Annotated in this window: 15 protein-coding genes; 6 read left to right on the plus strand and 9 right to left on the minus strand. The window is 69.1% G+C overall.

The features are described from left to right. Positions 1–33 precede the first annotated feature (33 nt). A complete protein-coding gene (locus tag ACFYRH_RS06040; RefSeq protein ID WP_387768828.1) occupies positions 34–966 on the minus strand; it encodes an AraC family transcriptional regulator in 933 nt (310 codons plus the stop codon). 91 nt (positions 967–1,057) lie between these two features. Between ACFYRH_RS06040 and ACFYRH_RS06045 the strand changes: the two genes are divergently transcribed. Beyond that, positions 1,058–1,909 carry an NAD(P)H-binding protein gene (locus ACFYRH_RS06045; RefSeq protein WP_387768831.1) on the plus strand — a complete coding sequence of 284 codons (852 nt, stop codon included), beginning with the start codon at positions 1,058–1,060 and terminating at the stop codon, positions 1,907–1,909. A gap of 70 nt (positions 1,910–1,979) precedes the next feature. Here the strand turns inward: ACFYRH_RS06045 and ACFYRH_RS06050 are convergent, their stop codons facing one another. The 3 genes from ACFYRH_RS06050 to ACFYRH_RS06060 all read right to left on the minus strand — a co-directional run bounded on the left by ACFYRH_RS06050 (position 1,980) and on the right by ACFYRH_RS06060 (position 5,010). Continuing rightward, positions 1,980–3,134, minus strand: coding sequence for a hypothetical protein (locus tag ACFYRH_RS06050; RefSeq protein ID WP_387768834.1), 1,155 nt, complete (start codon positions 3,132–3,134; stop codon positions 1,980–1,982). A gap of 93 nt (positions 3,135–3,227) precedes the next feature. Beyond that, on the minus strand, positions 3,228–4,040 hold the full coding sequence (locus ACFYRH_RS06055; RefSeq protein WP_387768837.1) for an ABC transporter permease: 813 nt from the start codon (positions 4,038–4,040) through the stop codon (positions 3,228–3,230). A gap of 1 nt (position 4,041) precedes the next feature. Next, positions 4,042–5,010 (minus strand): ATP-binding cassette domain-containing protein, encoded by a 969-nt coding sequence (locus ACFYRH_RS06060; protein WP_387768840.1) that lies wholly within the window; start codon positions 5,008–5,010, stop codon positions 4,042–4,044. Between the two features lie 85 nt (positions 5,011–5,095). Between ACFYRH_RS06060 and ACFYRH_RS06065 the strand changes: the two genes are divergently transcribed. Both ACFYRH_RS06065 and ACFYRH_RS06070 read left to right on the plus strand, forming a co-directional pair. After that, positions 5,096–6,061 carry a helix-turn-helix transcriptional regulator gene (locus ACFYRH_RS06065; RefSeq protein ID WP_387768843.1) on the plus strand — a complete coding sequence of 322 codons (966 nt, stop codon included), beginning with the start codon at positions 5,096–5,098 and terminating at the stop codon, positions 6,059–6,061. Next, entirely contained in the window at positions 6,058–6,642 is a 585-nt protein-coding gene (locus ACFYRH_RS06070) for a YdeI family protein (RefSeq protein WP_387768846.1), read from the plus strand. Before ACFYRH_RS06065 ends, ACFYRH_RS06070 begins: the two co-directional genes overlap by 4 nt. Here the strand turns inward: ACFYRH_RS06070 and ACFYRH_RS06075 are convergent. The 5 genes from ACFYRH_RS06075 to ACFYRH_RS06095 form a co-directional block, all read right to left on the minus strand. Further along, positions 6,639–6,983 (minus strand): cupin domain-containing protein, encoded by a 345-nt coding sequence (locus tag ACFYRH_RS06075; protein ID WP_387768849.1) that lies wholly within the window; start codon positions 6,981–6,983, stop codon positions 6,639–6,641. The genes ACFYRH_RS06070 and ACFYRH_RS06075 overlap by 4 nt on opposite strands. A 61-nt stretch (positions 6,984–7,044) precedes the next feature. Beyond that, on the minus strand, positions 7,045–7,854 hold the full coding sequence (locus ACFYRH_RS06080; RefSeq protein ID WP_387768852.1) for a phytanoyl-CoA dioxygenase family protein: 810 nt from the start codon (positions 7,852–7,854) through the stop codon (positions 7,045–7,047). A gap of 120 nt (positions 7,855–7,974) precedes the next feature. Then, positions 7,975–8,883, minus strand: a complete 909-nt coding sequence (locus tag ACFYRH_RS06085; protein WP_387768855.1) for a UbiA prenyltransferase family protein — start codon at positions 8,881–8,883, stop codon at positions 7,975–7,977. A 172-nt stretch (positions 8,884–9,055) separates the two neighbouring features. After that, a complete protein-coding gene (locus ACFYRH_RS06090) occupies positions 9,056–9,889 on the minus strand; it encodes a virginiamycin B lyase (protein WP_387768857.1) in 834 nt (277 codons plus the stop codon). Beyond that, entirely contained in the window at positions 9,876–11,453 is a 1,578-nt protein-coding gene (locus tag ACFYRH_RS06095; protein ID WP_387768860.1) for an ABC-F family ATP-binding cassette domain-containing protein, read from the minus strand. Before ACFYRH_RS06095 ends, ACFYRH_RS06090 begins: the two co-directional genes overlap by 14 nt. A gap of 101 nt (positions 11,454–11,554) precedes the next feature. Between ACFYRH_RS06095 and ACFYRH_RS06100 the strand changes: the two genes are divergently transcribed. From ACFYRH_RS06100 to ACFYRH_RS06110, 3 genes are all read left to right on the plus strand, one after another. Further along, the gene (locus tag ACFYRH_RS06100; protein WP_387768863.1) at positions 11,555–12,130 is read left to right on the plus strand and encodes a TetR/AcrR family transcriptional regulator; all 576 of its coding nucleotides are present in this window, start codon (positions 11,555–11,557) and stop codon (positions 12,128–12,130) included. A 62-nt stretch (positions 12,131–12,192) separates the two neighbouring features. Next, entirely contained in the window at positions 12,193–12,891 is a 699-nt protein-coding gene (locus ACFYRH_RS06105; protein ID WP_387768866.1) for a VOC family protein, read from the plus strand. 149 nt (positions 12,892–13,040) lie between these two features. Then, positions 13,041–13,808 (plus strand): SDR family NAD(P)-dependent oxidoreductase, encoded by a 768-nt coding sequence (locus tag ACFYRH_RS06110; protein WP_387768869.1) that lies wholly within the window; start codon positions 13,041–13,043, stop codon positions 13,806–13,808. Positions 13,809–13,814: the final 6 nt, after the last annotated feature.

A 13,814-nucleotide genomic window follows, 5' to 3' on the forward strand; every position in this document is an offset into this window, starting at 1 on the left:
CAATCGTATCGTTGAACCTCGGACTTTAAGCTTTCACGCCGCCCGGCGATGGTCCGTAGGCGTGACACCACGGACCCGCTTGAACGCAACGCTCAATGCGAAGGCGTTCGCGTACCCGACCCGGCGGGCGATCGTCTCGACCGTGTCCCGGGTCGACCGCAGCTGATCGGCGGCGAGCGTGATCCGCCAGCCGGTGAGGTAGCTCATCGGCGCCTCGCCGACGACCGCCGTGAACCGCCGGGCCAGCGAGGCCCGCGACACCCCGACCCGATCCGCGAGCTCGGTGACGTTCCACGGGTACGCCGGATCCTCGTGCAGCAACCGCAACGCGGACCCGGCGACCGGGTCCGTCTGTGCCTGGTACCAGCCCGGCGCGTGCGACTCCGGCCGCGCGAACCAGGCGCGCAGTGTGGTGATCAGGGCCAGATCGAGCCACCTGTCCAGCACGCTCTGCTGCCCGGGCGCGTCCCGCTGGATCTCGCTGGTGATCATCTCCATCACCGACCCGGCAACCTCCTCGGCCGGTACGACGAGCACCGGCGGCAACGCGGTGACCAGGCGCCGACTGACATCACCCGCCACCTGATAGGTGCCGCTGGCAACCATCACCTCGCCGGTCTTGCGGCTCCCGTAGGTCCGCACGCCGAGACGTGCGGAGTAGTCGACCGGTGCCCCGGGCAACGGTTCGCAGCGGCCGCCGGGATGGATCCGGAGTTGCGGAGCGGTCCGCGGGCTGTCGCCGACGACGTACGGCTCCGGGCCGGTGAAGATCGCGACGTCGCCCTCCTCCATCCGCAGCGGCTCGACGCCGGCGCGGGCCACCCAGCCGGAACCGCGGACCAGGGTCGCGAGCGCGAGCGGTGCCTCGTCCCGGATCTCCAGCGCCCACGGCAGATCCAGGATGGTCAGGTTGAACACCCCGTCCTGGGCGCGGGTCCCGGTGAGCAGTTCGTCGAGAACGTCCATGCGCCGACCCTACGACAGGTTGAGCGTTCCGGACATCAAATTGCGGCGTACGACCATGGTTTGTCTCACCTCGAGCCGGTGGACTGGAGCCATGACACCGATTCTGATCCTCAGTGGCAAAGGCAAGACCGGCCGTCGCGTCGCGGCCCAGCTCGATGCGCGGGGCGTCCCGTACCGGCTCGCCTCCCGGTCCAGCGAGCAGCCGTTCGACTGGTACGACGAGAGCACCTGGGCGGACGCGGTCCGCGGCGCGGACACGGCGTACCTCGCGCCTCCGGTCGGACCGACCGGGCTGGCCCGGGCCGGCAAGTTCGTCCAGCAGGCGAAGGGGTTGCGGCGCCTGGTGCTGCTGTCCGGGCGCGGCGTCGGCAGCCCGGGCCGCGACGTCGCCGTCTATGACGGTTCGCTCGAACTCGAGAGCGTGGTCAGGGCGAGCGATCTGGAGTGGACGATCGTGCAGCCGGCCTGGTTCGCGCAGGGGTTCAGTGAGGACTTCTTGCGGTACCACGTGCTGGCGGGCGAGATCCGGCTGTCCGCGGGCACCGGCGCCGAGGCGTGGATCGACAGGAACGACGTCGGCGACGTGATGACCGTGGCGCTGCTCGACGAGTCGTACGCCGGTGAAACCCTCGCGATCTCCGGCCCGCGAACGCTCACGATGCCCGAGATCGCCGACGAACTCACCAAGGCCACCGGCCGCCCGATCTCCTACGTCGACCTGGACCCGGAAGCCCACGTTGCCGAACTGGTCGAGCAAGGTCTCACTCGGGAGGACGCCGACGCGGTCCGCGACCTGTTCGCGGTGATCCGCAACCACCGCTCGGAGTACGTCTCGGACGGTGTGCAGAAGGTGCTCGGTCGCCCGGCCCGCGACTTCACCGACTGGGCCCGCGAAACCGCGACGACCGGAGTCTGGGGCGGACCGCCAGCACTCAACAACTGACACCGGACGCTGGGATTCACGCTCACGGCTGCGCGGGACGCGCGATTGATGAGTGCTGGCGGTCCGCCTGTCAGTGCTGCATCGCCGTCCACTCGTCGTGGGTCAGCTCTTTCAGCTCCGCGGCGGGCGTCTTGGTGCGAAGCGTCGTCCCCCCGCCGACGGCGCCGCCACCGAAGACGATGTTCGCCCAGTTGTTCTGCGCGATCAGGATCGACGTGGTCTTGTCGCCGTTGATGTCGGCGGCCGTCGTGGTGTCGGTGGTGTCGCCGTCGCAGTTCCAGTCGATCGGCTGGTTCGCCGCGCCGGCCGTCGTCCGGGTGGTGCCGTTCGGGCACTTCCAACTGGTCTTGTACCCGGCGCCCAGGCTGCCGAGGCCGACCGTCTCGTCGGGCCGGGCCTCGTTGATCGAGGTCGGCTGGACGTTCGAGTAGCCCCAGTACTTGGTGCCGTCGGCCTTGAGTACACCGCCGAGCTGGAACGAGTAGTTCATCACGCTCAGGTAGTTCGGCTTGTAGTTCAGGTTGTCGGTGCCGCCGTGCTTCAGGCCGATGTTGTGCCCGAGCTCGTGGACGAACGTGCCGACGTTCGTGTCGTCGGTCGCGTTCCAGTTGCACTTCGGTCCGACCGTCACGATGAACGTGTCGTTGGGGATGTTGAACGCCTGGCCGCTGCTGCAGCCGCCGTCGTAGCTGTCACCCCAGATCATGTAGTGGAAGACCGCCTTGCGGGCCGCCGCGAAGTTGGCCGCCTTGATCGCGTTGGTCTGCGTCGCCGACGGGTTCAGGTCGGCGTCGTAGGTGACCTCGTTGCCACCACCGAGGTCGTACTTCGTGCCGCGGGCGGAGCCGGCGTCGAGGTGGATGGTGACACCGGTGCTGCCGTCGGGATTGCTGACCGGTGCGGTCGCGAACACCTGGACGATCCGGTCGAGGGCCGCGGTGGTCGCGAGCCGTCCGGACATGTAGTCCATCTCGACGAACAGGTCCTTCTTCTTCGGGTTCGCGCCCATCGCGGGCAGGTCCACGTCGACGACGCCGTCACCGTTGGCGTCGTACCCGTTCGTCTCCCAGGCGTCGGGCAGCGAGTCGCCGTCGGTGTCCGTCGCCGCCACCACCGTGGCGGCGCTGTCGGTGGGCGGAACCGGCGCCGCCACCGCGCTCGAGGCAGCGAGCGCGGCGGTGGCGACAGATGTCAGTACGGCGAACAAGGCGGGGCGGGGCCTCATCAGATCTCCTTAGGGGCGGTGGGTGATCTGATCGCTACCGTAGGTGAAATTCCTCCATGAGTACGGCGCAGTGGGGCCAGTGACTCAATTGGGTCACCCGGCCGAGCGGAGCATCGCGCGGATGCCGACGGTCAGGCCGAGTGCCGCGGTGACGATCGCCGCGACCCAGCCCCAGAGCACCGCGGTCGAGACCACGTCTCCCGAGAACAGGGTCCGCTCGGCGTCCACGACGTACGAGAGCGGGTTGAACTTCGACGCGGCGCGCATCCAGCCGGGACCGGTCTCGAGCGGAAGCAGCATCCCGGACAGGATCATCAGCGGGAACAGGAACGTCTGCTGCACCACCCAGAACATCCAGTCCTGCTTGCGGACCGCGATCGCCAGCGCGTAGCTGAACGACCCGAGGCCGACGCCGAACACCGCGAGCAACGCCAGGCCGACCAGCGCGCCACCGACGTGCAGCTCGAACGCGAACGGCGTCATCACCGCGATCACGATCACCGCCTGCCCGAACAGCGGCACCATCTCCTTCAACGCGCGTCCGATCAGCAGTGAGGAGCGGGACAGCGGCGTGACCAGCATCCGTTCGTGCGCACCGGTCTGGAACTCGAACAGCAGGTTCGCGCCGGTGGTCGACGTACCGAACAGCGTGGTCATCACCAGGATCGACGGCACGAACCACTGCCAGACGCCGTCGCCGAAGGTTCCGCCCATCGACCCGGACAGCAGCGGGCCGAACAACGCGAGGAAGACGAGCGGCTGGATCATGCCGAACAGCAGGCTGAACGGATCACGCAGGACCGGCTTCAGTTCGCGGGTCATCACGATCCGGATGTCGCGGAGCAGGTTCCGGGACGGCCGGCTGGTCGTCAGGACAGGGCTGGGGTCGAGGGTCAGGGTGGTCATCTCAAGCGGCCTTTCCGTTGTTGTCCTCACGCAGGCTGCGGCCGGTGAGGTTGAGGAACACGTCGTCGAGCGTCGGCCGGTGCACCTGCGCCGCGGCAATCGGTACGTCGTTCCGCTGCGCGGCGGCGATCAGCCGGGGGAGCGTCGCCGGACCGTCGGCGACCCGGACGCTCAACTCGTCGCCAACGGCAACGATCTCGCGGACGCCCGGCAATCCCGCGGCCAGTGCTTCCAGTCGTTCGAGGTTGCTTGGGGCAACTGTCAGTGCGAGCCGGTCGCCGGCCAGCTTCGCCTTCAGGGCGTTCGCGGTGTCGTCGGCGATCACCTCGCCGTGGTCCACCACGACCACCCGCTCGGCCATCGAGTCGGCCTCGTCCAGGTAGTGCGTGGTGAGCACGATCGTCATCGAGTACTGCTCGCGCATCCGCAGGATGTGATCCCACAGGTTCGCGCGATTCTGCGGGTCGAGGCCGGTCGACGGCTCGTCCAGGAAAAGGAGTGACGGCGCGTGCACCAGACCCATCGCGACGTCGAGGCGGCGGCGCTGACCGCCGGACAGGTCCGACACCTTGCGCTGTGCCAGGTCCTTCAGTTCGAGCGCCTCGAGCAGTTCGCCGGCGCGGAGCTTCGCGGGCCGCCGGTCGAGTCCGTAGATGACACCCTGGCCGACCAGTTCGTCGGCGACCCGCTGGTGGTGGCCCGCGCCGTTGCCCTGGCCGACGTACCCGATCCGGCGGCGGACCTGGCTGGGGTGGTGCGTCACGTCGTACCCGGCGACCGTCGCGGTGCCCGAGGTCGGGGCGAGCAGGGTGGTGAGCATCCGCAGCGTGGTGGTCTTGCCGGCTCCGTTCGGGCCGAGCACGGCGACCAGTTCGCCGGGGTCGACGTCCAGGCTGATGCCGCGGACGGCGTGCACGGTCTCGGTACGGCTCACCACGAAGTCCTTGGTGAGCGCTCGGGTGCTGATCACGATGTCTCCTTCGGTCGGTCTCTGGGTCCGACATTTCCAGTGGAAGCGGACAGGTTCTGACCGCTACCCGTGGCAATCTGAAGTCATGTCCGAAACCTCTGCTCGACTGCTCGCGCTGCTGTCGCTGCTGCAGGCCCGGCGTGACTGGCCGGGTGCCCTGCTCGCCGAACGGCTCGAGGTGAGCCCGCGGACCGTCCGGCGCGACGTCGACCGGCTGCGCGACCTGGGCTACCCGGTGCGCGCCACCAAGGGGCCTGACGGTGGCTACCGCCTGGACGCCGGCGCCGACCTGCCGCCGCTGCTGTTCGACGACGACCAGGCGATCGCGGTCGCCGTCGCGCTGCAGACCGCGACGACCACGGTGACCGGGATCGAGGAAGGCGCGTTGCGGGCGCTGGCCACCGTCCGTCAGGTGATGCCGGCGCGGCTGCGGCAGCGCGTCGACGCCCTGCAGGTGACCACTGTCGACCGGTACGCGAACCGGCGTACGACGGTGGACTCCGAGCAGCTGATCGCGGTCGGGATGGCGGTCCGGGCCCAGGAGGTACTGCGCTTCGACTACGCGTCGCCCGGCGCGCGGGAGGACGAGTGGGTGCCGCCGCGGAAGGTGGAGCCGCATCATCTGGTGACGTGGGGCGGGCGCTGGTACCTCGTCGGCTGGGATCTCGATCGGAAGGACTGGCGGACGTTCCGGGTGGACCGGATGACGCCGAAGATCCCGACCGGACCGCGGTTCACCCCGCGCGAGTTGCCGGCGCCGGACGTCACGACGTACATCTCGGGCAAGTTCAGCGGGCAGGACCAGAACACGTTCCGGGGTGAGGCGATCCTGCAGGCGCCGGCGTCGCTGATCGCGAAGTACGCCGGTCGCGGCGCGATCGTCGAGGAGGTGTCGCCGACGAGTTGCCGGCTGGTGCTGACCGCGTGGTCGTGGACCGGGCTGGCGGCGACGTTCGGGATGTTCGAGTGCGATCTGGAGTTCGTCGGACCGCAGGAGTTGAAGGATGCCGCGGCCAAACTGGCCGCCCGTTACCAGGAGGCCGCGTCGTGATCACCGAACTCGTCGTTGGGGATGCCGAGGAATGGCGGGAGTGGCTCGGCGCGAATCACGGAGCGTCGGACGGCGTCTGGCTCGTGCTCGCGAAGAAGAACGTGACGACACCGACGAGCCTGACGTACGACCAGGCGCTCGAAGAGGCGTTGTGTCACGGGTGGATCGACGGGCAGCGGCGCGGCCGGGACGAGACGACGTTCGTCCAGCGGTACACCCCGCGGCGGGCCCGGAGCATGTGGTCGCAGCGGAACGTGGACCTGATCGCGCGGATGGAACGCGAAGGCCGGATGCGGCCGCCGGGCCGGGCCGAGGTCGAACGGGCGAAGTCCGACGGACGCTGGGACAAGGCGTACGGCGGATCGCGCGCGCTGGAGGTCCCGGACGATCTCGCGGCGGCGCTGGCCGCGAACCCGAAGGCGCAGGCGATGTTCGAGATCCTGACCAGCGCCAACCGGTTCGCCGTCGTGTTCCGGGTGAACGACGCGAAGAAGCCCGAGACCCGCGCCCGGCGCATCACGCAGTACGTCGAGCAACTCGCCCGCGGCGAGACGATCTACCCGCAGAAGCGCTCGCTCTAGATCAGGTCGAGCGTTGCTTCCTGGCCTGCCGTGAGCGGGAAGTAGGCGAGGAACGTGACGCCCTCGTCCTCGGTGTCGAAGCGGGAGATCCGGTCGACCGCGGGCTCGTAGAACACGTCGCCGGGGTGCAGGACCTGCGGCTCGTCGTCGGCGGCCTGCTGGTAGACGGCCGAGCCGGACAGGATGTTGCCGAACACGGGGCCGTTGTGAACGTGCGCCCCGAGGGCGGTGTGTGGGTCGATCGTGATCCGGCGTACCTCGACGCGCTGCACCGGGAGGGGCTCCGGCAGGTGCTGGTCGAGCACGACGACACGGCTGATCGGTGACTCTGCGGGGCTCATGCCGTACATACTAATAGGTACAGAGTTCACGCGGAACCGGCGCCGCGTGCGGCGGCGCCGGTCAGTAGAGGATCGGGTTGAGTGGCGAGGAGATGGTCTCGCCGGGTTGGTTGCCGGGCATCCAGCTGGCCAGGTCGGCGACCTGGTTGGCGTTGACCGGCTCGGAGATCTCCATCGATGCGTCGACGTAGATCACTGTCATCACCCGGCGCGGGATGCCGGTCGTGTTCGCCGGCGCGTGGTGGAACGTCCAGCCCAGGTGGTAGCTGACCTCGCCGAGCTCGAACGGTTCGGAGATCTCGGTGAAGTTCTGCTCGGCCAGCGACTGCTGCAGGATCCGCTCCGACTCGTCGCTGATCGGCAGATCGCGACCGTGCTCGAACCTGTGACTGCCGGCCGCGAACGACAGCGGGCCCATCTCCATCGGGGTCTCCTGCAGCGGGACCCAGATCGTCACGCAACGGTCGGTCGTGAACGGCCAGTAGTACTGGTCCGCGTGCCACGGCGTGACCCCGCCACCGGACTCCTTGTACAGCGCCTGGTCGTGGTACAGCCGCACCGACTGCACGCCGAGCAGTTGCGCCGCGATCCGCGCGAGCCGCGGGGACGACACGAACTCCAGTACCCGTTCGCTGTCCTGCCACAGGTTCGTCACCTGCAGGAACGCCTTCCCGTAGGTGTCCCGCTCCGCCAGCGGCAGGTGCTGGGTGTTCAGCTCGATCACCTTGCCGGTGATCTCCGGCTCGTACTCCGCGATCGTCTCGGGGCTGAGCACGTTCTTCAGCTTCACGAAACCGTGCTCGGCGAAGTGCGCGACATCGGACCGGCTGAGGGTGTAGTCGGTCTCGAGCTCCGGGCGGGTCAGAGTCATGGGACCTAAGGGTTCCTGCACGCTCCATCGCTGTAAAGATCAGTGATCAAATCTTTGCCCGGCGTGCACGTGCACGTGCACGCACCACAAAGCGGTCAGGACCGTAATGCGCGGACGGTGCTACAGCACGCCGGTGTAGGTGAGGGCGAACGTGCCGCACGGGAACAGGAAGAGCGCGGCGAGGGTGATGATGCCTGTGAAGGACTGGTGCGGCCCGATGAGTTTGGCGTATGCCGCGATCAGCACCGGGACCATCACGACCTCGAGCAGGAGCATGCTGCGCGGGATGATCGTGCCGGTGGCCGCCAGGATCACCGAGAGCGCGGCGGCGGCGATCCAGGCGCCGTACCCGATCAGGTACGTCGTGCGCGCGCCGAAGCGGACCGCGATGGTGTGGTATCCGGCCGTCTTGTCGGCGTCCAGGTCGGCGATCGTGGTGGGTAGGTAGAGCGCAGCGGCGGCGAGTGTGCCTTGCAGGCCCATGAGCCAAGGGAAGTCGCTGAGGTCGGGGTTGATCGCGGCCCAGCCGGCCAGTGGGCCGAAGGCGCCGAGGGCGAGGGCGTTGACGGCGACGTCGAAGCCGGCGCGGGTCTTGAGGCGGACCGGTGGAACCGAGTAGGCGTAGCCGAGAAGGACCGCCAGGAGTACGCCGAGCGCGAAGACGATGCCGACGTGGAGAGACAGCCCGACCGCGGCGACCGCTGCGGCGAACGCGAGCCGCTTGGCCGCCCGGAGCGTGATGCGGCCGTCGAGGAGTGGGGACTTCGCCTTGCGCGGGTTGAGGCGGTCGCTCGGGAGGTCGTACGCGTCGTTCACCGCGAGAACGGCGAGCCAGACCAGTGGTCCCATCACGACCGCCCCGACGATCAGGCGCGGCCACTCCTCGACGGGCGGGATCAGCCGACGCGTCGCGAGCAGGATGCCGGTGTAGTACGGCACGATCGAGACGACCCAGAAGGCCGGTCGCCCGACCGCGACGATGTCACGCACGCGAGCCGCAGAACCCCGGACCTGCACGGATGTGCTCACAGCTCCACTGTCCTCTCGCCGCCTGCCAAGCGTCTTCCCTCGGCCGAGTGAACCTCCTCACCCTGTGGGCGGACGTCCACCACTCACCAACCGCGCCCCGGCAGGCCGGTCCGGCCGAGCTTGAGCGTGGGACGCGGCCGGTTGAGGTGGTTGGTGAGTGGTGGAGGTCCGGCTACGGCTGGACCCTGGCGAGGGAGCCCGTCTCCAGCGCCACCCAGACCGCGTTGTCCTCGGCAAGGGACAGGCCGTGGGGCTCGGAGCCTTCGCCCAGTGGGTGCTCCGAGGTGACGTTGCCTCGGGCATCGACGTGGACGAGGGACGCGGCCGCCCAGAGAGTCAGCCAGCAGCCGCCTTCGGTGGTTGCGGCCACGGCGTGCGGCTTGGAGCCTTCGGGGAGCGTGAACTCCTCGATCGTCCCGTCGGCAGTGATCCGCCCGACCCGGTCGGCGAGGAGTTCGGTGAACCAGACGGCATCAGGACCCGCGCTGATGCCCACCGGACCCGCAACAGACGTCGGTAGCGGATGGGTGGTGACCGCGCCGTCCACCGTCATCCGGCCGATCGCGTTCGCCTGGTTGAGCGTGAACCACAGGTCTCCGCCGAACGTGGTGATCATCGCGGGGAACGCTCCCGTCGTACCGATCGGATACGTGCGGACCTCGCCGTCGACGCTGACCCGGCCGATCGCGTCGGCGTTCATCAGCGTGCACCAGAGGGCACCGTCCGGACCGACGCACAACCCGTACGGCGCCCCGGCGATCTCCACGGCCGACAGCGCGCCGTCGTACCCGATCCGGCCGATGCGGTCGTCGCCGTTGCGGGTGAACCAGACGGCCTGGTCCGGCCCCTCGACGATCACGCTCGGCCGGGAGCCCGGCGCGTCGAGGTCGATGACCCGGCCCGCGGCGGTGGCGACGCGGCCGGTGTGGACCAGGGTCGTCCACACCTCACCGCCTGCGACCGCAACGCCGTACGGACCGCCGTCGGTGAATTCAGTGCGTGACAAGGTAGTGCTCCTTCAGGTCGATGACGGTGCCGCGCCAGCGGGAGATGAAGCGGCGGTCGTGCGTGACGACGACGAGCGCGCCGGCGTAGCGGTCGAGCGCCGCCTCCAGCTCCTCCACCAGCACGAGCGACAGATGGTTCGTCGGCTCGTCGAGCAGCAGTACGTCGTGGGGCGTGGTCAGCAACCGTGCCAACGCCAACCGGCGGCGCTGACCGGTCGACAACGCGCTGACCTTCGTTTGCAGTTGGTCGGCACGGAACAGGCCGAGTCCAGCCGCACCCGGATGACGGGCGAGTGCCTGCCGCAACGTGGCGTCGGCGTTCGGCTCGTGCTCCTCCTGTCGCAGGTAGCCGATGCGGCCCCGACGGCCGACGTACCCGGAGTCAGGTGTGAGCGTCCCGGCGAGTACTTCGAGAAGTGTCGACTTGCCGATCCCGTTCGGGCCGGTGATCAACACCCGGCCACCAGCCGGCACGTCCAGCGAGACCGGCGCCAGCCGCTCCGCCACCGAGACTCCCACCGCCTCCAGCTCGCCCGATCCACTGCCCGTGCGGATCGCCGCGGTGAACCGCAGTGGTTTGGCGGGCACCGGCGGCGGGTTCTCCTCCAGTCGGCGCAGCCGTTCCTTCGCGTTGCGGATCTTGCTGCGTTCGGCCTCGTTCACGCGACCGGTCTTCCGGTCGTACGCGACCTTGTTGTTGTCCTTCATCGGTCGCCCGTACGCGACCCGATCGGCAGTCGTCCGCACCAGCACCCGATGCTCGGCGACGTCGTCCTCCCACTGCGCCCGGGTTTGCTCGGCCCGCGCCCGCTCGGCCGCTTTCTCTTCGAGGTAGCCCTGGTAGCCGCTCCCGTACCGCGTGACTCGGTGGGTGTCGCCGTCGACCTCGAACAGGGTCGGCGCGACGCGCTCCAGGAACGCGCGATCATGCGAGACCACGACCGTCGTACCGCGCCGGGAGCGCAGGTGATCCTCCAGCCAGACCGTCGCTCGCACATCCAGATGGTTCGTCGGCTCGTCGAGCAGCAGGATCTCCGGCGAGGACGCCAGTACGGCGGCCAGGTGCAACCGCGCCAACTCGCCACCGGACAGTTCGGACAGCCGCCGATCACCGGGCAGCGTGCTCAACCCGAGCCCGTACGTCGCGCGGGCGAACCGCGCGTCCGCGTCGTACCCCTCGCGGATCTCGAAGACGGTCTGCAGTTCGCCGTACTCGTCGAGGACGTCGACGCGTCCCTCGGTGAGTAGCGCCTCGAGCTCGCGCATCCGGGACTCGATCCGGCGCAGGTCGGCGAGGGCGTGGTCGGCCAGCGCGTTCACGTCGAGATCGAGCGGCAGCGGGTTGTCCTGCGCGAGATAGCCGAGGCTGCCGGCCGCGGTCACCGCGCCGTCGGTGGGCGGCTCGAGACCGGCCAGGACGCGCAGCAGTGTCGACTTGCCGGAGCCGTTCTCGCCGATCAGGCCGCTGACCTGACCTGGCGGGAACGCGCAGGTGACCTGGTCGAGCACCGTGCGGTGGTCGTAGGACTTGGTGACGGCGTGCAGGGACAGCTGGGTAGACATACGGATCCTCCTGACTCTCGCGGGTTCGGGGTTGGCGAACGGCGGGTCAGAAGATCACTGGCTGCTCCTTAATGCGACGTATGTTGCGTTAAGATCATTGCATGCCGGACGACGAACGCGCAAGCAGACCAGGTGGGCGAACCGCCCGAGTGCGCTCGGAGGTGCTCGCCGCCGTCGATGCCGAGCTGGCCGAACACGGGTACGACGGGCTCACGATCGACGCGGTCGCGACGCGGTCCGGCGTCCATCGGACCACCGTCTACCGCCGCTGGAAGTCGGTGGCCGGCCTGCTCGTCGACCTCCTGGAGGCCGGTGCCGACGACTCCTGGGAGCCGGCCGACACCGGCTCGCTCGAAGGTGATCTGATCGCGGTCAACCGCGAGATCCATGCCGCCCTCACCGCCCGCCCGTCGGTGACTCAGGCGGTGATCGCCGCGTCCTTCCGTACGCCGGAGGCCGCCGACGCCCTCACGCAGTTCTGGATCGACCGCTACGAGCGCACGGCGATCGTCGTACGGCGGGCTGTCGATCGCGGGGAGATCCCGCCGACCACGGACGCGCACCAGCTCCTGCTCACTGCGACGGCTCCGCTGTACCACCAGCTCGTCCTGCTGCGCCGGCCGATGACGCGGGCGAGCGCCGACGAGCACGCGCGGATCGCCGCGGCGTCGGTGTAAATCTCTTTGCGGGAGCTCGACCGGCGGCCCTACGGTGGCAGCCCCGGCCGATTGGAGCTCCGATGAGCGTCACCTTCTCCGCACTGTCGTTCGATGCGAAGGATCCGGCTGCGCTGGCGCGGTTCTGGGCGGCGATCCTCGGTTGGGAAGTTGTCGATGGCACCGAACTCGTGCCGCACGACAACACCGGGTTCAGGCTGCGATTCCTGCAGAGCGACGTACCGAAGGACCGGGCGAACCAGATGCACTTCGATCTGACCAGTCAGGTCCCCGAGGATCAGCAGGCGACGGTCGCGCGGGCGCTGGAGAACGGCGGCCGGCACATCGACGTCGGCCAGAAGCCCGAGGAAGGGCATGTGGTGCTGGCGGATCCGGAGGGCAACGAGTTCTGTGTGATCCCGGCGGGGAACAACTTCCTCAAGGACACCGCGTTCATCGGGGCGTTGTCGTCGGACGGGTCCCAGGCGGTCGGGTACTTCTGGAGCAAGGCGCTGGAGTGGCCGCTGGTGTGGGACCAGGACGAGGAGACCGCGATCCAGTCGCCGCAGGGCGGCCCGAAGATCACCTGGGGCGGCCCACCCGTGGAACCGAAGGCACCCCGGAACCGGCTCCGGTACGAGCTCACGACGGCCGACGACGTCGAGGCAGAGGTCGAGCGGCTGATCGCCCTCGGCGCCAAGCGACTCGACGCCGGGCCGGACGGCTCCGTCGAACTCGCCGACCCCGACGGCAACGAGTTCACCCTCCGCGCCACCCGCTGATCAAGGGGGCCCAGGCACCGCCCCTCCCCCTGAGCCGCCCTGCTCGGGAGGTGGCGCCGGCCCTTGGGGTGACCGGTGGGCGAGAGGGGGCAGGGTGGACGGTGACGTCCTACTAGGGTCGGTGGGGACGCCTAGGTGAGGAGACGGTTGTGACTGGTCGGTTGGCTGACGAGATTGTGTTGGTGACCGGGGCCGCGCGTGGGATCGGGCGGGCTGTTGCGGTGAAGGCGGCGGCGGAAGGTGCGGCGGTCGGGCTGATCGACATCTTGTCGGACCCGTTGACCGCGACGACCGCGGAGCTGGCCGAGTCCGGCGCGAAGGTCGCGGCGGCCGTCGGCGACATCACCGACGAGGCGTCGGTCCGGGAGTCGGTCGGTCGACTCGCCGAGGAACTCGGCGGTCCGTTCACCGTGCTGGTCAACAACGCAGGCAAGAACTCGTACGCCGACCCGACCACGATGTCCGTGGCCGAATGGGACGACGTGTTCGACGTCGACCTGAAGGGCGCGTTCCTGATGTCCCGCCAGGTCCTGCAGCCGATGATCGACAACCGGCACGGCTCGATCGTGAACATCGCCTCGATCCACTCGAAGCTGACCACGGCCGGCATGTTCCCGTACGCCGCCGCGAAGTCCGGCCTGGTCGGGATGACCCGGTCGCTCGCCCTCGACGTCGCGCAGCACGACGTCCGGGTGAACGCGGTCAGCCCGGGCTACATCTCCACCGACCTGCTCGAGGAGTTCTTCGACACCATCCCCGGCGAACGCGAGAAGGCGCTCGGCGTCCACCCGCTCGGCCGGATCGGTACGCCGGAGAACGTCGCCGAGGTGGTCTGCTTCCTCGCCTCCGACGCCGCCGCGTTCGTCACCGGTGCGAACTGGGCCGTGGACGGCGGCCTCGGCGTCCGCTACGCCTGACGGCCT

This window comes from Kribbella sp. NPDC004875, from assembly GCF_042873375.1.
GTDB lineage: Bacteria > Actinomycetota > Actinomycetes > Propionibacteriales > Kribbellaceae > Kribbella.